Consider the following 21976-nt stretch of genomic DNA (forward strand, 5'->3'; position numbering starts at 1 on the left):
ATGCCGTTCTGGTTGATCACCAGCACCTGGCCACTGGCACGGATGTTGCCGAGAATCTGGCTCGGGCCGACATTCCCGGTCACGCGGTTCAGCGCCGTCCAGCCGGCATTGCCCTGCTGGTCGAAGGTCAGCGTGGTGCGCGCACCGACGTTGAAGCTCTGCCAGTTCAGCACTGCCTGCGCCGCGGTCTGCCGGACATTGACGTCGACGCGATCGCCGTTCGCCGCCTGGGTCGGCAGGTTCGCGCCCTTCCACAGATCCGTTCCAGGCGCAGCTCCAGGCGCGACCTGCAGCCCGCCCGGTGCAAGACCGTTGGGGACCACGACCTGCGGCAGCGTCGCCGATCGCTGCGCATTCCCCGCGGCGTTGCGCGCCGCCGCCTGAACGGCCTGCATCGACTGGATCGCGCGCATCGCATTCATCAACGCGCTCTGGCTCTGCTGGCCGGCAGCCGCGGCCTGCTGCGCCACCGCCGACGTCGCATCCTGCACGATCGTGACCGGCGCCCCGCCTCCGACGGGCGTTCCGCCGAGCGTCGCAGCAGTTGCACCACCGGCGCTGCCGAGCAGCACCAGCAGGCTCGCCCCCGTCAGCAGCAGAGCCTTGCGGCGCGAGCGGACCAGTTTGGCGGCGGCATTGAATTCGAGCGCGGCGGAACGGACGGGCATCACGGATCTCTCGGCAGTGAACGGCGGGGTGGAGCCGCCGGCCTGACGAGAGGCCGGATGGCTCCGATGCCCTTAGACGCTCCTGCCGGGACGAGTTTGCAAAACGCCCGACGACTTTTTTCGGACAGGCGCTGCCGACGTTAGAAGATCGACCGCGCGCGCCACGTGACGGATCCGTGACGATTGCATTTCAGCCGACGAGCACGACGCCGCCGGGAAGCGCCGTGACCCGCGCGCCGAAGGTCTCTCGCAGCTGCGTGATGACGACATCGAGCCGGTCGAGCTTGAAGCGCGCGGTGACGCGGCGCTGCCCCAGCGCCTCGTTCATCAGCACAATGCGGCCCGGCCGGTAGCGATTGACCTCGTCGACCACGCGCGCGAGCGGCTGGTCACGGAAGAACAGGTCGCCGCCGAGCCAGCCCGCGACCGCGACAGCATCGGCGGCCACCGCCTGACCAAGGCCACGGGCGGTGTAGGTCGCCTGCTGGCCGGCCATGAGGGCGAGCGAGACGCTGCGCTGCTCGATCGTGACGCGCCCGCCGAGGCAGGTGACGCAGACATCGGCACCGTCGTGGCGGATGTTGAAGCGCGCGCTCTCCGCCCACACGCGACCATTCGCCGCAATCACCTCGACCCGATCGGCCGAGGTTGCGACCACCGCCTCGCCGACAATCAGCTCGACGCGATCGACCGGCGCATCGACCACGGCGCGGTGCAGGTTGAGGCTCGTCTGGGTGTTGAGATCGATGGAGGCCGATCCGGTGAGCGCGATGCGCTGCTGCTCGCCGGTTCCGGTGTGAACATCCGCCGCAAGCGCGCTGAGCGAGGGCCACAATCCGAGCGGCGGCCGCACCGCCAGCACGCCGGCGCCGGCCACCGACGCAGCGGCCATGCCGCCGAGCACGAAGCGCCGGTTGACCGGGCGCACCGCCGGCTGGGGCCGCGCGCTTGCCACGATCCGCGCGCCGGCCTCGGCTGGACGATCCGCCAGGCGCGCGAGTGCGGGTCCATAGGCTTGCCAGCGCCGGCTGGCATCGGCGAAGGCTGAGTCATGGCCGGGACTGCGCGCGCGCCAGCGCGCCAGCGCAGCGATGTCGGCCCGTGTCGCCTCGCCCGAGGTCATGTGCAGGACCCATTTCCAGGCTTCGCGCTGCAGCGGCATACGCTCGTCCATCGGGTCCTCGAAGGTGGTCATGGGTCGTGAAAACTCGCTGATCTGGCTCGGTTGTCAAACACCTGTCGTGTCAGTGGCTATCCTTCAGACGATTTGGGCGGGCCATTCGTGCAATTGATATCCGGATTCGGTGCCCTGTCGGCCTCCAGCAAGGCGATGGCGCGGTCGAGCTCATAGGCGACCGTGCGCCGCGACACCCCCATCCGCTCGGCGATGGCCTGGTGGGTCAGTCCCTCAAGGCGGGAGGCCAACAGGATAGCGCGCGTACGCTCGGGCAGCGCCCGCATTGCCCTGTCGAGGGCCTCGATCTCGAGGCGCGCCTCGGCCTCGCGCGCCGGTCCCGGCGCCGCGTCGGCAACATCGAGCGCCGCCTCGATCTCGGCGCGGCGCGCGCGACGACCATCGGCGCGCAGGCGATCCATGGCGGTGTTGACCGCGATCCGCAGCAGGTAGGCCGGCGGATTGCGGACCGGGCCGACCTCGTCCTGGCGATGCAGCCGCAGCCAGGTATCGTGCAGGCTTTCGCTGGCAAGCTCCTCGGACCCCAACTGACGGGTGAGACGAAGCTTGAACTCCTCATACCTGTCTACCAGCAGCCCGCGCAGCGCCGCCCACGTCGTTCCTGCCATCGACCAACCGAAAACGCTCGCCCCGACCGATCGCCCATCCCTCGCGGGACGGCGCAGCCGCGGCCTAATGTGACGATCTGCTGACAGCAGCTCGGCACGGGCCTGTCTAACTGGATTGCATGACAGATTGACTACTGCGCCCCGCGCACCGTCGGCCGGCAGTCGCCGGGCTCGCCCGGCGAGCGACGTGCAATGGTCATGATCACCGGCTGCGGCAAGTCGGCGGGAGGCGCGGCCCTCACCGTAACACCCAGCAGGGCCTGCCGGAGTGCATCGTCGCGCTCGCGGCTCCCGGTCGAGCCGATCAGCGAACTGCGCGCGACCGCCCCGGCCGCATCGATCCACAGCTCGAACGCGATGCGATAGTCGCCCGGCCGCGTCCGGGCATCACGGCAAAGGCTGTCGATCACCGTCGCCTGCAGCGCGCCGACAAACGGCCGATCGCGCGCGACCGGTATCGCCTGCCCCATCCCGTCGGACCGCGGTGCCACCGTGATACTGAAGGTCTCGACCTCGATACGCCGCGCGACGAGACCACTGCCGGCAAGCAGCATGCGCAGCGCGACGTCCGGCGCGAGGCGCCCTTTCACCGCGCTGGAATGGCGCCCCTCGGTCAGCCGCGTCTCGTAGAGCAGCTGCATGCCGCTCGCGCCGATATAGGCGTTCAGCGCGGCATCGAGATCCCCCGCCGGAATGTCAAAGGCGACGATGGGCTCCGCCGCCCGCCCCGACGCCCCGCCGGACGCAATCGCGATCGCAAGCAGCATCGCCAGCACGCCGCCACGAGCGCCCGCGAGGATCGAAAGCAAGCATGGCAGGACGTTGATGTTCACACGGCGACCGCTCGGCAGGCTCAAACGCCTTGAACCACGAATTGGTACCCACCAACAAGCCCGCTCCGGACCTGCCGCCCCGTCACTGCGCGGGGAGATCCAGCGTATCGCAATTGGTTCGCCCGGACATGACACAATCCTGCAGCCGGCTGGCGCGGGTCAGCTCGCGGGTGAGCCACACCCCGACGATCAGCAGCACCGCGGCGATCGCGAGCCCGATCAGTGCGCCGCGCCGGCTGTCGGTCGGGGCGCGACGGCCTGCCGGCTTGTCATCATCCTTGCGACGTTCGGTCATGGCGGGTCCCGCAGCCGCGCACAGCGCGATCATGTCGCTCTCTGGTAGCACCATCGGCAACGCGCGCAAAACGCCTCGTCAGCCGCGCAGCGGTGCGCTAACCTGACAGGGCTTGTTTTCTTATTCAGCACTCCGCTCTCAGCATGAGGGATTCCCCGATGGCGAGGAAAGGTCTGGACGGCAGGCATCGCGACATCAGCGGCCGTATCGACAAGAAGCACAGCAACACCCGGATCGGCACGCTGCGCAAGACCTATGGCGACCACTTCGCGGCGGGACGGCGTTCCGACATGATGCTGAAGACCCTGCTCGCGGAAACCGGCACCGAGTCGCTGCACGCCTATCTGCGAAAGCACCACAGGTAGCGACGCAGCCGCCGGCACCGGCTCGCGCCCGGCGCGACACATCGCTCCGCCGCCCATGCCGGGTGCGCCGGGGAAACCACGGATTCGCGCGTCCGGGCAGGATCGGGGAGCGCGAATCGGCTGCGATCCATGTTCAATAGGCGCGTCCGCGCTGCGGCGGGCGCCGCGTCGTCGGGTCCTCACGGGGAGGGTCCTCTCAGGGAAACGGGTCCTCACAGGGAAAGGGTGTTTGTTGCTGCTCCAAGGTATCGGCGCCCCGCTGCGCATCGCCCTGTTCCGCCGGATCTGGCTCGCCAGCCTTCTGTCCAACCTCGGCCTGATGATCCATGGCGTCGGGGCCGCATGGGCCATGACCCAGATGACGTCGTCGGCCGACATGGTGGCGCTGGTGCAGAGCGCGCTGATGTTCCCGGTGATGCTGCTGTCGGTCACCGCCGGTGCCATCGCCGACATGTTCAACCGCCGCATCATCGGCCTGATCGCGCTGTCGCTCGGCGTCACCAGCGCCACCACGCTGTCGGTGCTGGCCCATCTCGGCCTGCTGACACCGCAGATCATCCTGATCTTCACCTTCCTGATCGGCTGCGGCATGGCGCTGTTCGGCCCGTCCTGGCAGGCTTCGGTCAGCGAGCAGGTGCCGCCCGAGACCTTGCCCGCGGCGGTCGCGCTCAACGGCATCAGCTACAACATCGCCCGCAGCTTCGGCCCGGCGGTCGGCGGCGTCATCGTCGCAGCCGCAGGGTCGGTCGCGACCTTCGTGTGCAACGCACTGCTCTACCTGCCGCTGATGACCGTGTTCTTCCTGTGGCAGCGTGTCACCGAACCGTCGCGGCTGCCGCCGGAGCGGCTGGGCCGCGCCATCGTCTCGGGGGTGCGCTACATCGTCCACTCGCCGTCGCTCCGCATCGTGCTGTGGCGCACGCTGCTGACCGGCATCGGCGGCAGCTCGATCCTGGCGCTGATGGCGCTGATCGCCCGCGACATCCTGGGCGGCGGCGCGCAGACCTTCGGCATCATGCTCGGCGCCTTCGGCATGGGCGCGGTGGTCGGCGCGCTCAACGTCGAGAACATGCGCCGCCTGTTCAGCAGCGAGGCCGGGGTGCGGATCTGCCTGCTCACCATGGGCATCGGGATCGGCATCGTGGCGCTCAGCCGCACGCCGGTGCTGACCGCCGCGGCGCTGGTGATCGCGGGTGCGGGCTGGACGCTGTCGATCACGCTGTTCAACGTCGCGATCCAGCTGTCGGCGCCACGCTGGGTCGCCGGGCGGGCGCTCGCGACCTTCCAGGCGGCGATCTCCGGCGGGGTCGCCATCGGCAGCTGGGGCTGGGGCCATGTCGCCGATGCGCTCTCGACCGACCATGCCCTGCTGATCTCGGCCGCGCTGATGTTCGCCTCCCCGCTGCTCGGGCTGTGGCTGCGCATGCCCGCCGCCGGCAGCCGCGACGACAAGCCGGTCGACCCGCTCGCCGATCCGGAAGTGGCGCTGGCGATCACCGCGCGCAGCGGCCCGATCGTGATCGAAATCGACTACCGGGTCGACCCGAGCCGCGCCCGCGAGTTCTTCGGCCTGATGCAGGCGGTGCAGCTCAGCCGCCAGCGCAACGGCGCCTATGGCTGGTCGATCGCGCGCGACCTCGCCGATCCCGAACTGTGGACCGAGCGTTACCACTGCCCGACCTGGAACGACTTTCTGCGGCAGCGCAACCGTGCCACCCAGTCCGAACGGGCGCTGTACCAGCAGGCCTCCGATTTCCACCTCGGCCCCGATCCGGTCTTTGTCCGGCGCATGCTGGAACGGCCGTTCGGCTCGGTGCGTTGGAAGGATGAGACCCCCGATCGCGCGCCCGCCGGGGTGCTGCCGGTGCAGACCAACGTCACCAGCGGCGCGTAACACAGCCATGCATCCGTGGCGGAGCGGAACCGGCGGCGCCGTGTCAGCATGGCCGGCGGATGGTGCCTGGCAACCCGAACAGCGGACGATGGGCCATGAACAGACCCCGAAAGACCGATGCCGAACTGATCGCGATCGCCATCGCCGAGCTCGGCGACCACGGTTTCTACCCGGACGGCCTCAACATCTCGGTGATCCGAACCGGCGAGACCTGGGAATTCCGGACCGCCGCCACCCCGGCCGCCGAAGAAGCTCCGGGCTATGCCGACTGCGTCGCCAGGCTGGTGCAGATCGGCGATCACCTCAGCACGCAATATGACCGCACGGCCTGAGATCGGCTGGCGGCGCGCGCCTTGAACGGCGGCCGCCTCACGCAGCTGTGACCCCACATCCTCCCGATATGCTGCTCAATGGCTAGGCAGGCATCCGGCAGGCCCTTGCAAAGCCACGCAATTTGGCATGCCGGCGCAGCGCCGTGCCGGGACCTGAACCATGGCCAAGGAAGCCAAGACCGACGCCGAACTCGAAGCGATGATCGCAGACCGCATCGCGCTCGGCGGCGTGTTCGTCTCGGTCCGCAAGGACCCGCTGCTGGGCTGGCGGGCCACCGTCATCACCGCCCCCAAGCGCGCGACCTACGCCCAGCAACTCGCCGACCAGGTCGCCGCCGAGCTCCGCAAGAAATATACGCTGAAGGATTAGGCGCTGCGAGACAACAAGATCGGCTCGGGTGGACACCTCACTCCTCGTCCTGAGGAGCCCGCGCAGCGGGCGTCTCGAAGGGCAAGGCCCGTGCGGTTCTGTAAGGAAGTGAGCGCCTCGGCCTCATGGTTCGAGACGGCGCTGGTGCGCCTCCTCACCATGAGGAGAAACCTGGGCGACGACGTTGGACGTCCGCTCTAGCTCACCGCCTTGCTCGCGCGCAGCCGCGCGATGTCGTCGGCGCTATAGCCGAGCTCGCACAGGATCTCGTCGCTGTGCTCGCCGAGCGCCGGCGCGGGGCGCGTGGCGACCTTGGTCAGGCCGTCGACTTCGAACGGGCTGTTGACCGTCAGCATGTCGCTGTCGCCATAGGGCACCAGCGCCCCGGCGTCACGCATCTGCTGGTCGTCGTCGATGTCGTCGAGCGTGCCGGTGACGCCGAAGGTGATGCCCTCGGCGTCGAGCCGCCTGCGCCACTCGGCGAGATCGCGGCCCGCAAAGGTGTCGTCGAACACCGCGATCAGCGCCCGCGAATTGGCGCGCCGCAACTCCAGCGTGGCGAAGCGCGGATCGTCGAGGATGTCGCGACGGCCGAGCGCCGCGAGCAGCGGCTCGAACTGCCGCGCCTCGTTGAGCACCGACAGCGTCAGCCAGCGACCGTCGCGGCTGCGGTACATGTTGGTGCAGGCGTTCGGCAACTGGTCGCGCGGCGGGCGCGGAATGACGTTCGCGTGGCACAGCTGCGCCTGGACATAGACGCCGTTGGCCCACAGGCCGTTGGCGATCAGCGACGACGTCACCTGCCCGCCCTTGCCGGAGCGATCGCGGCGGTAGAGCGCAGTGACGATGGCGCCGTACAGCGCCATGGCGCTGGGATGATCGCCCATGCCGGGCAGCGAGCGCGCCGGCGGCGCGTCCGACGACGGCTTGACGTTGTCCATCAGGCCGCTGCGCGCCCAGTAGGCGGTGGAATCGAAACCGGTCTTCTCGGCCTCGGCGCCGGTCTCGCCATAGGCGGTGAACGACGCATAAATCATCCGCGGATTGCGCGGCCCGAGGTCTTCATAGCGGATGCCGAGGCGGCGGCGCACCGGCAAGGGCATGTTGGTGATGAACACGTCGGCCTGATCGACCAGGCGATGCAGCACGGCGATTCCATCGGACGATTTCAGATCGAGCGCAATGCCGCGCTTGTTGCGGTTCTCCAGCATCCACGGATAGTTGTGCGGACTGACCGGATAGCCCGGGGCCTGGTAGAGATTGCGATAGGTGTCGCCCTCGCCCGGCGACTCGATCTTGACGACATCGGCGCCGAAATCCGACAGCACCGTCGCCGCGGCGGGCGCGGCGATATAGCTCGCGCAGTCGATCACCTTCAGCCCCGCGAACAGATCCTTCTCCATCGCCGTGCGATCCTCCCCTTGTCGTTTCCCTTGCCGCCGGTCGGCTCTCGGCGCGTTCGCCCGGCGGGCGCCTATCCGAAGTTGATGTCGAACACCTCGCCGTCATAGCCGGCATCCTTCGGGATGCGCAACTGACGCTGGCCACCCTCTCCCTTGATCACCTCAGGCATCACGGTAACCACGGGCTCGGCGCGGGCGCGCGCAAATGCCTCTGCCGCGGTACGGCTGCGCGCCAGCTTGATGAGGTTGCGCTCGGTCGGAAACAGGATCTTGAAGCGGCCGGACTTCGCCTCGTCGAGCGACTGCCGCGGCCCGATCCACACCGAGTCGACCGCCTCCTTGCCGTCATGCACCGCGACCTGGTCGGCCGGGGCGACGGCGAGGAAGAAATGGGTGTCGAAGCGCTTGGGCATGCGCACCGGCGTGATCCAGTGGGCGAACGGCACCAGCAGGTCGAGCGCGAGCACCAGCCCCTCGCCGGCGACGAGATCGGCGAACGCCAGCTTGCCGGCCTCGAGGTCCGCGCGGTGCGACCGGTCGAGCGCACGCAGGCGGTCGGCGCCGATCAACGCCTGCGAGCCCTTCGGCCGCGCCAGCAGGACGCCGCATTCCTCGAAGGTTTCGCGCACCCCGCCGATGCGTAGCGCCAGGAGGTCGGGATCGATGCCCTCACCGCCGGCGAACAGCTCCGGCCGGGCGGCAATGTCGCGGTCGCCGGGCTCGACGCTGCCGCCGGGAAACACCAGCGCGCCGGAGGCGAAATCGATCTCGTGATGGCGCACCACCATGAAGATCTCCATGCCGGCCGCGCCCTCGCGCAGCAGCAGCATGGTCGACGCAAGGCGCGCCGGCGCAACGTCGGCCTTGGCCGCCGCCGCGTCGTCCAGTGGTTTGTCAGCGTTCATCGTGACCTCTTTAGAACCGGCGCGCGGCCGGGGCATTGTCGGAAAAGAATATCTCGTCCGCATGCGCGGCGATGTCTTCCGCCCGCCAGGCCCCGGACGGCTTCCAGCCCGGCATCTCCAGCATTTTCATCTCGCGCACGCCCCGCGCTGCCGAGACGCCGAGAATCTTGCCGGTCTGGTCGCCCGACAGTGGGCTCACCATGTAGAGCACCGCCGGCGCGATCTGGTCCGGGTTGAACGCAGCCCCGGGGTTCTCGATGTATCGCGGCAGGTCCGCGGTCATGCGCGTCAACGCGCCGGGGGCGAGCGTCCAGATCCGAATGTTGGACTTGCGCCCCTCGATGGCGAGCACGTTGCTGAGGCCGAAGATGCCGCCCTTGGCGGCGCCGTAGTTGCTCTGGCCGAAATTGCCGATCAGGCCGGAGGTCGACGAGGTGTTGACGATGACGCCGCCGCCATTGTCCTTCATCCAGCGGAACACCGGCAGCGTGACGCAGAACGTGCCTTTGAGATGCACCTGGATGACCTTGTCCCAGGCGTCCTCGGTGATCTTGGCGAAGGAGACGTCGCGCAGGATTCCGGCGTTGTTGACGAGAATGTCGGCGCGGCCGAAGTGCCTGATCGCGTCGTCGAACACCGCCTGGCCGCCGGCCATGGAGGAGATGTCAGCGCCGTTGGCGACCGCGCGACCGCCATCAGCGACAATGGCGTCGACCACCGTCTGCGCCATCGAGCGGTCCTGCCCGCTGCCGTCGCGCGGGCCGCCGAGATCGTTGACGACGACGGCCGCGCCCTCGCGCGCGAACAGTCTGGCATAGGCTTCACCAAGGCCGCCGCCGGCGCCGGTGATGATCGCAACCTTGCCGTCCAGCAACCCCATCGGACGCCTCCCTGTGCCTAGCCGAGCACGGTCATGCCGTTCTTGATCACGGTGACATCGCGTGCCTTGACGCGCGCCTCGAACGACACGACGTCACCGTCCTTCCACAGGTCGACCGTCACGGTCTCGCCCGGAAACACCGGCGCGGAGAACCGCACCGCATGGCGGCGGAAGGCGGCCGGGTCATAGTCGGCATAGGTCTGCAGCACCGCCCGACAAGTCAGGCCGTAGGTGCACATGCCATGCAGGATCGGCCGCGGAAAACCGGCGCGGCGGGCGAACTCGGGGTCGCTGTGCAACGGGTTGCGGTCGCCACACAGGCGGTAGACCAGCGCCTGGTCCGGCCGCGTGGTGATGTCGACGGACCGATCCGGCGCGCGCTGCGGCATCGCATGCGGTGCAGGCTGCCCCTCGGACGGACCGCCGAAACCGCCATCGCCGCGGGCGAAGGTCGAGCTGACGAGGGTCGCGAGCTCATCGCCACCGGCATCCCTGAGCACCGTCTCGCGCGTGATCACCGCGCCCTTGTCCTTGCCCTTGTCGTAGACGGCGACGACGCGGGAATCCGCGGTGATCTCAGCGCTCACCGGCAGTGGCTTGTGAAAGGTGATGTCGCGCTCGCCGTCGACCACCAGCAGGCGGTTGATGCCGAGGTCGCCGGGCGACGCGCCCCAGGCGGCGACCGACGCGAAGGTCGGCACCACCTTGAGCGGCCGCGCCGTGTACGCCGCCTCGTTGACGAAGCGCAGCTCGCGCTCGTCCATGGGATCGGCGCCCAGGCCGATGCCATAGGCGTAGAGCATCACCTCGCGGTCGCTCCAGGCGTAGCGCTCGCCCTCCCGCTTCAACTGAAGAATCTCGGGATACTGGATCGGCATGGCGTTTCTCTCTGATGGCGTGGCCTTGTTGCGGTCGGCCACTTTGCAGGAACGTCAGGGGATCGGCGTGAAGAACGGCAGCGGCGCGCCGTCGGTCGGCTTGAACACCACCTTGACCCGGGTCCCGATTTTCAGGTCCTTGAAGTCGCAGTCGACAAAATTGGTCAGCAGCGACGGGCCTTCCTTGAGCGTCACGTAGCCGATGGCATAGGGCCCGGTCGGCGACTTGCGCATGATGCTGAAGGTATAGATCTCGCCTTCACCCGCGCTCTCCTCCCACACGGTGTCGTCGGAGAAGCAGAACGGGCAGATCGCGCGCGGGAAATAATGCGCCTCGCCGCAGGCCTTGCAGCGCTTGATCAGGAACTTGCCTTGCGCGGCGGCGTCCCAGAACGGCTGGCTCTCGGGATTGCCCTGCGGCTTGGGATAGGTTTTCGTCTCGCTCATCACACGCGCTCCAGAATGGCGGTCGAGGCGGCATGGCGCACGCCGAGCAGGCCGCCCGTGCCATGGGCGATGGCGAGGTCGCAGTTCGGCACCTGCACCTTGGGATGGGCTTCGCCGCGCAGCTGGCGCACCGCCTCGATGATCTTGGTCATGCCGCCGCGGTTGACCGGATGGTTGCTGCACAGCCCGCCGCCGTCGGTGTTGAACGGCAGCTTGCCGACGCCCGAGATCAGGTTGCCGTCGGCGACGAACTTGCCGCCCTCGCCCTTCCTGCAGAAGCCGAGATCCTCGAGCTGCATCAGCACGGTGATGGTGAAGCTGTCATAGATCGATGCGTACTTGATATCTTTCGGCGTCACGCCCGCCTCCGCGAAGGCGCGCGGGCCGGACCACACACCGGCCGAGTATGTCAGGTCGAGATCCCGCCCCCCGCGCGGTCCCTTCATCGCCTCGCCATGGCCGATCATCCGCACCAGCGGCTTCCTGAGGCTTTTGGCGATCTCCTCGGTGGTGACGATCAGCGCACCGCCGCCATCGGTCACCACGCAGCAGTCCATGCGGTGCAACGGGTCGGCGATCAGCGGCGAGTTCAGCACGTCCTCGACCGTCACGACGTCCCTGAGCATTGCGTGCGGGTTGTACTGGGCGTGATGGGATGCTGCGACCTTGATCCAGGCGAGCTGCTCGCTGGTGGTACCGTACTGGTGCATGTGGCGTAGCGCGCACATGGCATAGGCGTTGTGGGTGGTTGCGGCATAGGCCGCCTCGAAATCGGCCTCGGCGCCCGCGGCGCGCGGCGGCAGCGGCCCGGTGCGCGGCTTGCCGGCGAGCGTGATCAGCGCGACCGAACACTTGCCGGCGGCGATCGCTTCAGCCGCATGGCCGAGATGGATGATGTAGGAGCAGCCGCCGGTCTCGGTGGAATCGATATGGCGCACCCTGAGGCCGAGATAGTCGACCATCGGCCAGGCCCCGCCCGGCGCGTCGCCGGCGCAGAAATAGCCGTCGACATCGGCGACGGAGAGCCCGGCATCTTCCAGCGCGCCCTTCGCAACCTCGGCGTGCAGCTGCGCGGTCGACTTGTCCGGCGCATGCCGCGTCGGATGTTCATAAATGCCGGCGATGTACGCCTTGCCTCGAATGCTCAAGCCTCGCTCCGTCGCTACCGTCAAACTGCTGTTCGTTTTTGTGAACCGCGACAACAGGATTGGCAAGCGCGATCAGCCCGCCCCATTCCGCCATGCGGAAACAGAAGCAGCATAGGCGCATGCCAAATTGGCGGAGCCCGCAGTCACGGCCTTCAGCAAGTCGCAGCCTAGACCACTACGACCGATCCCTTTCGCCAACGCCCATCGCTTCGCGCTGCAGCTTACGTTCCCGAAAGATGAGCCACGGTCGCCGAAGGATAAGCCAAGCCAGAACAAGCACGCCCTGGGCTGCAAACGCTGTCGAAATACCGACAAGAAACGTTGACAAAGCCAGAAATGCTCGCGGCGACGAGATCATCAAGCCCCGAACATCCGAACTGGCTGCAAACTCGAAATCGGCAGACATGAGCATCGCGCCTGGCCCGAGAAACGCAAAGGCAGCCAGGAAATGTGAAATCGGCCGCTCGAGAATCTTTTGGGAATATCGGTCGAGCTTGCTGAGATCGAAGAGCTCGAACAGCACGCGTATCAGGCAAAGGATCGCTATCCCCCAGATGAGGAAGATGAACAGCTCGAAATCATAGTAATTGAGCCTTGCGGCCATAATCTGCCGGCACGGAAGGTAATCAAAAATGTTCTTCAGATATCCGCAATCCCGGAGGTACTCGTACTGACGCATCAGGAATGGACCGGTCGGATAGACATCGAACGGGATATTGAACATTGCCATCGGCCAGGCGAGCTGACGATCGAAGGCAAAGGCGATCGGTGAGAAAGTCGCCACCCAAAAGGTCGCTTTTCCAAAGCGACTCGCCAGCCCTCTGCTGCGCGAATCTTGCCCAGCCTCACTCATGCAGCGCCCATGCGCAAGCGGAGGCCTTCATAGCGCACGCAGCTTGGCTTTTGCCCTCCACATTCTCCACCCGGCGTCTCACCGCAACGCAAAGTTGCTCCGGTGCCATCGTGCTGCGGCGCATCTCAAAACAGCTCGAACCTTGTCGAGGAAACAAATCAACAAACAAAATCAGCCCGCGAACGCGCGCCCGGCAGCAACCGGAAAAAATCAATAGCTTGTGTTACACACTCCGATCGATAATCGGAAGCGAAAAAGTGACAGCTTGTCGCAGAGTGATTTGGATGCGCACTGGACTATCCCCTCATGGAGAGGAGCGCGGCACAGCCGCGCGTCTCGAACCATGAGGCCAATGCACTTCAGAACGGGCCTCATCCTTCGAGGCGCCTGCTGCGCAGGCTCCTCAGGATGAGGAGCAGAGATCCTTGCAGGGCCCGAACGCCGCCAGCGCGGTGTGCGAATCTGATGGCCTGCCTTACTCCGCCGCCAGCTGCGGTGCGACCTGCGGCGGCGGGTTGACGAGGTCTTTGCGCAGCTGCGCGCCGCGCGCGGTCGCCTCGCTCACTGCCTTGTCCTTGACCGGGCCGTAGCCGCGGATGCGGTCGGGCAGCGACAGCAGCTCAATGGCGGTGGCCAGCGTCTGCGGTGACAGCCGCGCCAGCGCCTCGTCGACATCCTTCTCGTAGGACGTGATGAGGTCACGCTCCATGCGCCGCTCGGCGGAATAGCCGAAGATGTCGAGCGGTGTGCCGCGCAGGCCGCGCAGCTTCGCCAGCACGCGGAACAGGCGCATGGTCGACGGCCCGAACGCGCGCTTGCGCGGCCGGCCCAGCGGATCGTTGTCGCCGCCGAGCAGCGGCGGCGCGAGATGGAAGTTGAGGGTGAAATCGCCCTCGAACTGCTCGCGCACGCTCTGTTCGAAGCTGCCGTCGGTGAACAGCCGCGCCACCTCGTACTCGTCCTTGTAGGCCAGCAGCTTGGCGTAACCGATCGCGGCCGCGCGTGGCAGCTCCTCGCCAAAGCCGCCTTCCGCAGCCGCCGCCTTCACCCGGTCGACCAGCCTGCGATAGCGCGCCGCAAGCCGCGCGTTCTGATAGCCCGTCAGGTGCGCGCTGCGATGTTCGATCAACTCGGCGAGCGACATCTCGTCGAGCGTCTTCGGCGGCGCGTCCTCGTCCTTGAGCATGGCATGGAGCCGCGCCGGATCGACCGCCGCGAGCCGTCCCAGCGCAAATGCCAGGGTGTTCATCTTGATCGACACGCCGTTGAGCTCGATCGCCTGGGCGATCGCCTCCGCCGACACCGGCAACAGGCCCTGCTGATAGGCGTAGCCGAGCATCATCACGTTGGTGGCGATGGAATCGCCGAGCAGCCCTTCCGCCGCATGGGTGAAGTCGAGGAACACCGAGTCCGAACGCAAGGCGCCCTCCAGCACCCGGTTGGTCTTGCGGCGCTGGAAGTCGAAATCACGGTTGCGGATGAAGTCAGCGATCGGGATCAGGTGGGTATTGATGATGCCGCGGGTGCGCCCGCTCTCGCACAGCGTGATTGTTTCCTTGGCGATCGCCACCACTTCGTCGGCCGCGATCAGGAGGTCCGCGGTGCCGGTGACGATGCGCGAGCAGGTCACGTCCTGCGGGTTCTGCGAGATGCGGACATGGCTGAGCACCGCGCCGCCCTTCTGCGCAAGGCCCGACATGTCGAGGATCATGCTGGCCTTGCCCTCGATATGGGCGGCCATGCCGAGCAGCGCGCCGATGGTCAGCACGCCGGTGCCGCCGACGCCGCCGACGGCGATGTTGTAGGGCTTGTCGAGCGGCTGCAGCGAGGCCGCCGGCGGCAGCTCGCCGATCGCGCCGAGATCGAGCGGCGCACGCTTGCGCAGCTGGCCGCCATTGACCGTGACGAACGACGGGCAGAAGCCCTTGAGGCAGGAGAAATCCTTGTTGCAGCTCGACTGGTTGATGGTGCGCTTGCGCCCCATCGCGGTCTCCAGCGGCTCGACCGAGATGCAGTTCGACTGCACCGAGCAGTCGCCGCAGCCTTCGCACACCGCGGAGTTGATCATCACCCGCTTCGGCGGATCCTCGAGGAGGCCGCGCTTGCGGCGGCGGCGCTTCTCGGCGGCGCAGGTCTGCACGAACACGATGGCCGAGCAGCCGGGTGTTTCGCGCAGGGTGCGCATGACGTTGTCGAGCTCGTCGCGATGCGCAAGCTTGGTCTCCGGCGCGATGGTCGAGGCCGGATAGGCGTCCGGGTTTTCCGACACCAGGTAGATGTTGCGCACGCCTTCGGCATGGAGCTGGAAGGTGATCTGCTGCGGCGACAGGTCGCCGTCATGGCGCTGGCCGCCGGTCATGGCGACTGCGTCGTTATAGAGCACCTTGAAGGTGATGTTGGCCTTGGACGCCACCGCCTGGCGGATCGCAAGGCTGCCGGAGTGGAAATAGGTGCCGTCGCCGAGGTTGGCGAAGATGTGCTTCTCCTGCGTGAACGGCGCGATGCCGACCCACGGCACGCCCTCGCCGCCCATCTGGGTGAAGGTCTCGGTGTTGCGGTCCATCCACAGCGACATGAAGTGACAGCCGATGCCGGCCAAGGCGCGGCTGCCGTCCGGCACCTTGGTGGAGGTGTTGTGCGGACAGCCGGAGCAGAAATACGGCGTGCGGGTAACCGGCGCGACCGCCTGCACCTGCGAGGCCTGACGGCCGTTGAACCAGTCGGCCTTGGCGCGCAGCATCGCGACGATCTCGGGATTGAGGTCGAGCGTCAGCAGCCGCTCGGCGAGCGAGGTCGCGATGGTGGCAACGCTCAGCTCCTCGGAGAACGACAGGAAGCGCTTGTCGTGATGGTCCATCTTGCCGACGATGCGCGGGCGCACGTCGTCGCGCCAGTTGAACAGCTCCTGCTTGACCTGGTTCTCGACGATCTCGCGGCGTTCCTCGACGACCAGGATCTCCTCGAGGCCGACGGCGAACTCACGCACGCCCTGCGGCTCCAGCGGCCACGGCATGCCGATCTTGTAGAGGCGCAGGCCGATCTTCGCGGCGACCTCCGGCGTGATGCCGAGCTCGCGCAGCGCCTGGCGGACGTCCTCGTAGCTCTTGCCGGACGCCATGATGCCATAGCGGGCGTTCGGCGAATCCATGGTGACGCGGTTGATGCGGTTGGCGCGCGCGAACGCGATCGCGGCAAAGCCCTTGTAGTCCTGCAGGCGGCGGTCCTGGGCGTAGCGGTCATCCGGCCAGCGCAGGTTGAGGCCATCCGGCGGCAGCGCGAAGTCCGGCGGGATGATGAACGGCGTCATCTCGTCGCTGAGGTCGATCTCGGCGGTGGTCTCCACCGTCTCGGTGATCACCTTCATGCCGACCCAGCAGCCGGAGTAGCGCGACATGGCGATGCCGAGCAGTCCCATCTCGATCATCTCATGGATGCTCGAGGGGTAGAGATAGGGCATCAGCGCGGAGATGAAGGCATGGTCCGACTGGTGCGGCACGGTGGAGGACTTGGCGCCGTGGTCGTCGCCGGCAAGACAGAGTACACCGCCGTTCTTCGCCGATCCCGCCGCATTGCCATGGCGGAAGACGTCGCCGCAGCGGTCGACGCCAGGGCCCTTGCCGTACCAGATGCCGAACACGCCGTCGTAGTTGGCGCCGGGCGAGAGGTGGAGCTGCTGCGAGCCCCACACCGCGGTGGCCGCGAGGTCCTCGTTCACACCGGGCTGAAACTTGATGTTGTAGCGCTCGAGATGCGCCTTTGCGGCCATCAACTGCTGGTCATAGCCGCCGAGCGGCGAGCCGCGGTAACCGGAAATGAAGGCGGAGGTGTTGAGCCCCTGGGCGCGGTCGCGGCGGATCTGCGCCATCGGCAGGCGGACCAGCGCCTGGATGCCGGTCAGGAAGACATGCCCGGACCCCTTCGTGTACTTCTGGTCGAGGCTGATCGATCCTTGATTGATTCCCATCGCAAGCGTTCTTTCTGGCTCTTCGTGGCCGTTTAAGTGCCCGTCCGCCTGCCCGGGGCCGCGCCGTATCGGCGACCGCCGGCGCTGGGGATGCGCACCAACTGCAATCGCCGGACGGCGCGCACCTTGCCACCGGCGCACCGCCCGACTCCCTTGATTAGAACCAGTCTATGTCGCTTTCGCCCTCACCCGCATCAAGAATCCGTTCCCCCTTCCCCCTTGGGAAATAAACGCAATTTCGTTCCTTTCGACCCCATGGCGATTGCCGCTTGTGTCGTCGCCCCCCGGGGCTCAGGACAGAAAATTCGCATATGACAGGAGGGGTGGCCACTCAGGCCGCCGGATCCGGCAGAATCTCGTCCAGGACCCGAAACAGCTCGGTCTCCCGGAACGGCTTTCGCAGCACGGCGCGGTGACCGGACAGCCGATCATGCACCGCACTCTCCATCAGGGAGGTCATCACCACCACCGGGATATCACGGGTACGGGAGTCCTCGGCCATCGCCATCACCAGGCCGGCCCCGTCGACGAACGGCATCATGAAGTCGGTCAGCACAAGGTCAGGTGTCGCGCGATCGAGGATGTCGAGCGCCTGCCGGCCATTGCACGCCGCCAGCACATGATAGCCGCGATCACTCAGCAGGACTTCGAGCCAGTCGGCAATCGCCCACTCGTCCTCGACGACCAGCACCGTCTTCACGGTTGCTCTCCGGCGCCGCGCCCGGCACATGACAGCGACGGAAATCCGCTGCCTGTCCTCTCGACGATCACAGGCCGTTGTTGCTGACTGGTCATATCGTTATGGCCCCTCGCTCCCCGACTCTGCGCGGGGCGATAGTCGCACCGCCTCGAACGACCACCGTCGCGCGGCTGAGGCTGGCCGCGGCCATCGCGCCGCGCAGGCCCACAGTGTCGCGCCGGGTTCCCTCCGTCGTCCCACCATCGACGCGAAAAAGCTGAAACACCCGAGCGACATCAAAGTTCCGAAAAAAAGCATCCGTCGGCCGGCGCACGCCGGTTCCCGGCAGCTCAGCCGGCTGCCGCAAGGCCTGGATCTGGCAACGTTCCGTCGAGCGATCGGGCGCCGGCACCCCGGAGCGCGGGCTGCCGCATGATCGTTCCCGACCAGATCGGGTTCGCCAGATCATCGCAGCCGGCGTTCCGCCGCCTGCAGTCAGACCAGCTCGCGTGCAACACCGTGACGCTGCGCGACCACCTGCAATTCTGATGCAGTTGCGGGACACGCCACATGACGATCGTCACATCGCAGAATCGTTTCAACGCGATAAACGGCAGCACGTGCGATCCAGGTCACGCGCATTGTTCGTACCCGTCAACGCGATGCGAACGAAATCAAGTGAACAAAATGCGTGCGGGTTTGTTTGCTTCATTCTCCGCCGACACGTCGGCAATCTCTCCACGCCGCCGCTTTGGCGGACACGGAACGAAGGACGACATCATGAAGATACTTGTTGCTGCCGCGTTTGCCGCGAGCCTGCTGGCGGTCTCTGGCGTTGCCAACGCGATGCCGACCGCGCCTGCGCGCGGCGCCAATCCCGATGTCATCCAGGTCGCCGGTGGCTGCGGGCCGGGCTTCTATCCCGCCGGCCCGTATGGCCGCTGCCGCCCGAGCCGCTACGAGCGGCCGGTCATCGTGCGTCCGGTTCCGCGCGGCTGCCCGCGGGGCTTCTTCTGGCGCCATGGCCGCTGCCGCCCGATGTAATCTGATCGACCAGCACCATGATGCACGAAGGGCTTCGCCTTGCGGCGAGGCCCTTCGTCATTTCAAGGCGTCAGATGACGCCGATGCGTCGCGATCCGCCGTCGGCAGCGACAGCCGAAACGCGATGCCGACCGGACGCTCGACCACGGTGATGCCGCCGCCATGCATGCGCATGACGTCGCTGACGAGGTTGAGCCCGAGCCCCGCCCCACGACCATTGGCGTTGTGCTTGAAGAACGGCGCGAAGATCTGCTGCCGCAATTCCGGCGGAATGCCCGGCCCGTCGTCGCCGACCTCGACGAAGCCGGCTCCGACATTGAGCATGATGGCGCCGCGACGGCCTCCATGGTCGATGGCGTTCTGCACGAGATTGGTGAGCGCGCGCTCAAGCGCCATGGCATCGCCCCGCACCGGAGCCGCGGCGACCTGCGCCTCGAAACGCACCTCATAGCCGGCGGCGAATGCCAGCGGCCCCATGTCGAGCGCGACGCGCCGCGCCAGCTCGACGAGATCGACCGCGGCAAAGGCGCGCGCGCCCTGGTGGAGGCGCTGCACATCCAGCATCTGTTCGGTCAGCACCACGAGCCGTGTGGTATCCTCCATCAGGTGATCACGGATGCCGCTGTACGGCAGTGCCGCGATGCGGGCGTTAAGGATCGCGATCGGCGTGCGCAGCTCGTGCGCCGCGTCGGCAAGGAAGCGCTCCTGGCGCTCATAGCCCTCGTCGAGGCGGCCGAGCGCGCCATTGACCGCCAGCACCAGCGGCGCGACCTCGGCCGGCACGTCGGTCGCGGTCAGGCGGCTGCCGCGCCGCGCGCTGTCGATGGCGTGCGCTTCGCCGGCCGCGCGTTCGACGCCGGCGAGTGAGCGCCGCACCACCAGCGGCGTCGCCACCAGCGCTCCGAGCGCCATGACGGCGAGGATCGGCAGCACCAGCTTGAGCAGGATCAGGGAGACGCCGAGCAGCATCAGGAACGGCGACGTCGCCGAACTGGTGCCGGTCACGAACTGCAGCGGACCCGCCGCCGTGTCGGCCCAACGCATGCGCGCGGTCGGGCGGTCGGGATCGCCAATGTTCCAGCCGAGCCGCGCCTGGCCGATGCGATCGAGCGCCGATCCGATGCCGTCGTATTCCTGCGGCACGCGGCCCTCGACATGCTGCCGGCCCTGCCGGTCGCGCACCGTGACCCAGAAGTCCGGATCGCGGCGCAGCGCGCGCAGGCCCTCGGTCTCGGCAACATGCCAGCCGCCGCCGGCGTCACGCACCACCGCGCCGCGCAGCGTCTCGATGGTGCTGTCGGTGGTGTTGAAGTCGAACAGGTGCCCCGATGCGAACAACACCGCGATCACGGCGATCAGCACCACCGACTGCACCGCCAGCAGGCGCCAGAACAGCAGCCGCTTCAGCGACGCCTTGCGGCCGCGGGCGTCACGACTGTTCGCGGAGGACATAGCCCACCCCGCGGATGACGTTGATGACGACGCCGGCCTGGGCGTCGGCGAGCTTGCGTCGCAGCCGCGACACATGGGAATCGAGCGCGTTCGACTGCACCTCGTCGTCGAAGCCGAACACCGCCTCCATCAAGGCCGGGCGCGGCACCATGCGCCCGGCGCGCCGCACCAGGCTCTCCAGCACCAGCATTTCCCGGCGCGGCATATCGAGCCGCACACCGTCGACACGGACATCACGATGGCCGAGGTCGAAGCTGAGGCGACCGATGCGGACCGCCGGCGCCTGGATCGGCCCGGACCGCCGCAGCACGGCGCGCAGCCGCGCCAGCAGTTCGTCGAACACGAACGGCTTGGCAAGATAGTCGTCGGCGCCGGTCTCCAGGCCATCGATGCGGTCCGGCACCCTGCCCTTCGCGGTCAGCACGATGACCGGCGTCGCAAGGCCGCGGACGCGGATGCGGCCGATCAGCGTCAGCCCGTCGCCGTCGGGCAACTGGCGGTCGAGCAGGATGGCGTCATAGGCGGTGTCGCCGACCGCGAGCTCGGCATCGGCGAGCGAGCCGACATGGTCCATCACCATGCCGTGCTTCTGCAGCGAGGCGCGCAGCGCCACCACCATCTGCGGCTCGTCCTCGACCAGGAGGATGCGCACGTCGCCTCTCCGTCCGCGCGCTAGTGCGGCCCGGTGCGCGACAGCCGGTACACCGATGCTGGCGGGATATTGCGCAGCGTCGTACCGACCTTCTCCGCGGTCAGTCCCACCCGCCGCAGCAGCACCGGATGGACCGGGCAGCGCGTCGTGTAGGTGAATTGATAAAATGCGCCGCCCGGCCGCAACCGCGTGAAACAGGCCCGCAGGATCGCGGCCACCGTCCAGGGCGGCATCGACAGCAGCGGCAGGCCGCTGATCACGGCGCCGAGCGGCTGGGCGTCGCCGCGCAGCGCGTCGCCGACACCGCGGGCATCCATGTGCAGCACGCGGGCGCCCGGGAAGCGCGCCCGAAGGTGCGGGATGAAATCGTCGCAGGCCTCGACCAGGGTGATGTCGCGCTCGGCGACACCGCGCATCATCAGCGCGCTGGTGAACACGCCCGTGCCGGGGCCGAGTTCCAGCACGGGCCCGGTCCGCGGACCGACCTCGCGGGTGATCAGCGCCGCGAGGTGGCGGCTGGACGGGGTCACCGAGGCGGTGCGCAGTGGGGCGCCCAGCCAGGCCTTGAGGAAACGCAGCTCGTCGGAGGTCGGCATCATCGTCCCTTCATCATCGCGTTACATGACCCTGCGATGACAAGTGAACGTTACGCCTACCTGTCAGCGGCGTCAGGACGCAATTTTGTTCGTCGGACCGCTCCCCGGACGACGGCCGGACAGCGGCCGGCATCTGCGAACATACGCCGACACATGGCGGCGACATCCGCGGATGGCGGAAAGCGACCGGTCCCGATTCGACGTCAACGAAACGCCCCGCGTGCGGCGGCCTACAGCGGCAGGTTGTCGTGTTTCTTCATGGGCACCTCGACCTGCTTATCCCTGAGCATGGCGAGGGCCCGGGCGATGCGCTTGCGGGTCGAGTGCGGCATGATGACGTCGTCGATGTAGCCGCGCTCGGCGGCAACGAACGGCGACAGGAAGCGGTCCTCGTACTCTTTCGTGCGCGCGGCGATCTTCTCCGCGTCGCCGATGTCCTGGCGGAAGATGATCTCGACCGCGCCCTTGGCGCCCATCACCGCGATCTGCGCCGTCGGCCAGGCATAGTTGATGTC

The 21976-nt window shown here is 67.5% G+C and carries 23 protein-coding genes; 5 read left to right on the top strand and 18 right to left on the bottom strand.

Going from position 1 to position 21976, the window contains the following annotated elements:
- The 5 genes from AB4Z37_RS32320 to AB4Z37_RS32340 form a co-directional block, all read right to left on the bottom strand.
- Positions 1–668: filamentous hemagglutinin N-terminal domain-containing protein (locus AB4Z37_RS32320; protein ID WP_441520763.1), on the bottom strand; the 668-nt coding region annotated here is incomplete at its 3' end.
- A gap of 190 nt (positions 669–858) precedes the next feature.
- Entirely contained in the window at positions 859–1863 is a 1005-nt protein-coding gene (locus tag AB4Z37_RS32325) for a FecR family protein (protein WP_441520764.1), read from the bottom strand.
- Between the two features lie 56 nt (positions 1864–1919).
- Complete coding sequence (locus AB4Z37_RS32330; RefSeq protein ID WP_441520765.1) at positions 1920–2471, bottom strand: RNA polymerase sigma factor; 552 nt, start codon at positions 2469–2471, stop codon at positions 1920–1922.
- A gap of 131 nt (positions 2472–2602) precedes the next feature.
- Complete coding sequence (locus AB4Z37_RS32335; RefSeq protein ID WP_441520766.1) at positions 2603–3304, bottom strand: STN domain-containing protein; 702 nt, start codon at positions 3302–3304, stop codon at positions 2603–2605.
- Positions 3305–3386: 82 nt separating this feature from the next.
- Positions 3387–3599 (bottom strand): hypothetical protein, encoded by a 213-nt coding sequence (locus AB4Z37_RS32340; protein ID WP_441520767.1) that lies wholly within the window; start codon positions 3597–3599, stop codon positions 3387–3389.
- A 158-nt stretch (positions 3600–3757) separates the two neighbouring features.
- Between AB4Z37_RS32340 and AB4Z37_RS32345 the strand changes: the two genes are divergently transcribed.
- From AB4Z37_RS32345 to AB4Z37_RS32360, 4 genes are all read left to right on the top strand, one after another.
- Complete coding sequence (locus AB4Z37_RS32345; protein ID WP_441520768.1) at positions 3758–3964, top strand: hypothetical protein; 207 nt, start codon at positions 3758–3760, stop codon at positions 3962–3964.
- A gap of 229 nt (positions 3965–4193) precedes the next feature.
- Positions 4194–5858, top strand: a complete 1665-nt coding sequence (locus AB4Z37_RS32350; protein WP_441520769.1) for an MFS transporter — start codon at positions 4194–4196, stop codon at positions 5856–5858.
- Between the two features lie 95 nt (positions 5859–5953).
- Positions 5954–6190, top strand: coding sequence for a hypothetical protein (locus AB4Z37_RS32355; RefSeq protein WP_441520770.1), 237 nt, complete (start codon positions 5954–5956; stop codon positions 6188–6190).
- A gap of 160 nt (positions 6191–6350) precedes the next feature.
- Complete coding sequence (locus AB4Z37_RS32360; RefSeq protein ID WP_441520771.1) at positions 6351–6560, top strand: hypothetical protein; 210 nt, start codon at positions 6351–6353, stop codon at positions 6558–6560.
- A gap of 197 nt (positions 6561–6757) precedes the next feature.
- Here AB4Z37_RS32360 and AB4Z37_RS32365 read toward each other — a convergent pair whose 3' ends face one another.
- The 9 genes from AB4Z37_RS32365 to AB4Z37_RS32405 form a co-directional block, all read right to left on the bottom strand.
- Positions 6758–7963 carry a CaiB/BaiF CoA transferase family protein gene (locus tag AB4Z37_RS32365; protein ID WP_441520772.1) on the bottom strand — a complete coding sequence of 402 codons (1206 nt, stop codon included), beginning with the start codon at positions 7961–7963 and terminating at the stop codon, positions 6758–6760.
- Between the two features lie 71 nt (positions 7964–8034).
- The gene (locus tag AB4Z37_RS32370) at positions 8035–8868 is read right to left on the bottom strand and encodes an NUDIX hydrolase (protein WP_441520773.1); all 834 of its coding nucleotides are present in this window, start codon (positions 8866–8868) and stop codon (positions 8035–8037) included.
- 10 nt (positions 8869–8878) lie between these two features.
- Entirely contained in the window at positions 8879–9748 is an 870-nt protein-coding gene (locus tag AB4Z37_RS32375) for an SDR family NAD(P)-dependent oxidoreductase (RefSeq protein WP_441520774.1), read from the bottom strand.
- Positions 9749–9765: 17 nt separating this feature from the next.
- Entirely contained in the window at positions 9766–10626 is an 861-nt protein-coding gene (locus tag AB4Z37_RS32380) for a MaoC/PaaZ C-terminal domain-containing protein (protein ID WP_441520775.1), read from the bottom strand.
- Positions 10627–10680: 54 nt separating this feature from the next.
- Positions 10681–11073: a Zn-ribbon domain-containing OB-fold protein gene (locus tag AB4Z37_RS32385; protein WP_441520776.1), complete on the bottom strand. Its 393-nt coding sequence runs from the start codon at positions 11071–11073 to the stop codon at positions 10681–10683.
- A complete protein-coding gene (locus AB4Z37_RS32390; RefSeq protein WP_441520777.1) occupies positions 11073–12221 on the bottom strand; it encodes a thiolase domain-containing protein in 1149 nt (382 codons plus the stop codon). The genes AB4Z37_RS32385 and AB4Z37_RS32390 overlap by 1 nt, the downstream gene beginning before the upstream one ends.
- Positions 12222–12396: 175 nt before the next feature.
- Entirely contained in the window at positions 12397–13074 is a 678-nt protein-coding gene (locus AB4Z37_RS32395) for a hypothetical protein (RefSeq protein WP_441520778.1), read from the bottom strand.
- A 475-nt stretch (positions 13075–13549) separates the two neighbouring features.
- Positions 13550–17038: an indolepyruvate ferredoxin oxidoreductase family protein gene (locus tag AB4Z37_RS32400; RefSeq protein ID WP_441520779.1), complete on the bottom strand. Its 3489-nt coding sequence runs from the start codon at positions 17036–17038 to the stop codon at positions 13550–13552.
- 331 nt (positions 17039–17369) lie between these two features.
- On the bottom strand, positions 17370–17738 hold the full coding sequence (locus AB4Z37_RS32405) for a response regulator (RefSeq protein ID WP_441520780.1): 369 nt from the start codon (positions 17736–17738) through the stop codon (positions 17370–17372).
- A gap of 759 nt (positions 17739–18497) precedes the next feature.
- Here AB4Z37_RS32405 and AB4Z37_RS32410 point away from each other — a divergent pair.
- Complete coding sequence (locus AB4Z37_RS32410; protein WP_441520785.1) at positions 18498–18761, top strand: GCG_CRPN prefix-to-repeats domain-containing protein; 264 nt, start codon at positions 18498–18500, stop codon at positions 18759–18761.
- Positions 18762–18818: 57 nt separating this feature from the next.
- Here AB4Z37_RS32410 and AB4Z37_RS32415 read toward each other — a convergent pair whose 3' ends face one another.
- From AB4Z37_RS32415 to AB4Z37_RS32430, 4 genes are all read right to left on the bottom strand, one after another.
- Entirely contained in the window at positions 18819–20213 is a 1395-nt protein-coding gene (locus AB4Z37_RS32415; RefSeq protein WP_441520781.1) for a sensor histidine kinase, read from the bottom strand.
- Entirely contained in the window at positions 20191–20865 is a 675-nt protein-coding gene (locus tag AB4Z37_RS32420) for a response regulator transcription factor (RefSeq protein ID WP_441520782.1), read from the bottom strand. The genes AB4Z37_RS32415 and AB4Z37_RS32420 overlap by 23 nt, the downstream gene beginning before the upstream one ends.
- Before the next feature lie 20 nt (positions 20866–20885).
- Positions 20886–21464 carry a class I SAM-dependent methyltransferase gene (locus AB4Z37_RS32425; protein ID WP_441520783.1) on the bottom strand — a complete coding sequence of 193 codons (579 nt, stop codon included), beginning with the start codon at positions 21462–21464 and terminating at the stop codon, positions 20886–20888.
- 227 nt (positions 21465–21691) lie between these two features.
- The coding region (locus tag AB4Z37_RS32430) for a carboxyl transferase domain-containing protein (protein ID WP_441520784.1) at positions 21692–21976 on the bottom strand (285 nt) is incomplete at its 5' end.

Source organism: Bradyrhizobium sp. 2TAF24, assembly GCF_052115025.1.
Lineage (GTDB): Bacteria > Pseudomonadota > Alphaproteobacteria > Rhizobiales > Xanthobacteraceae > Bradyrhizobium_A.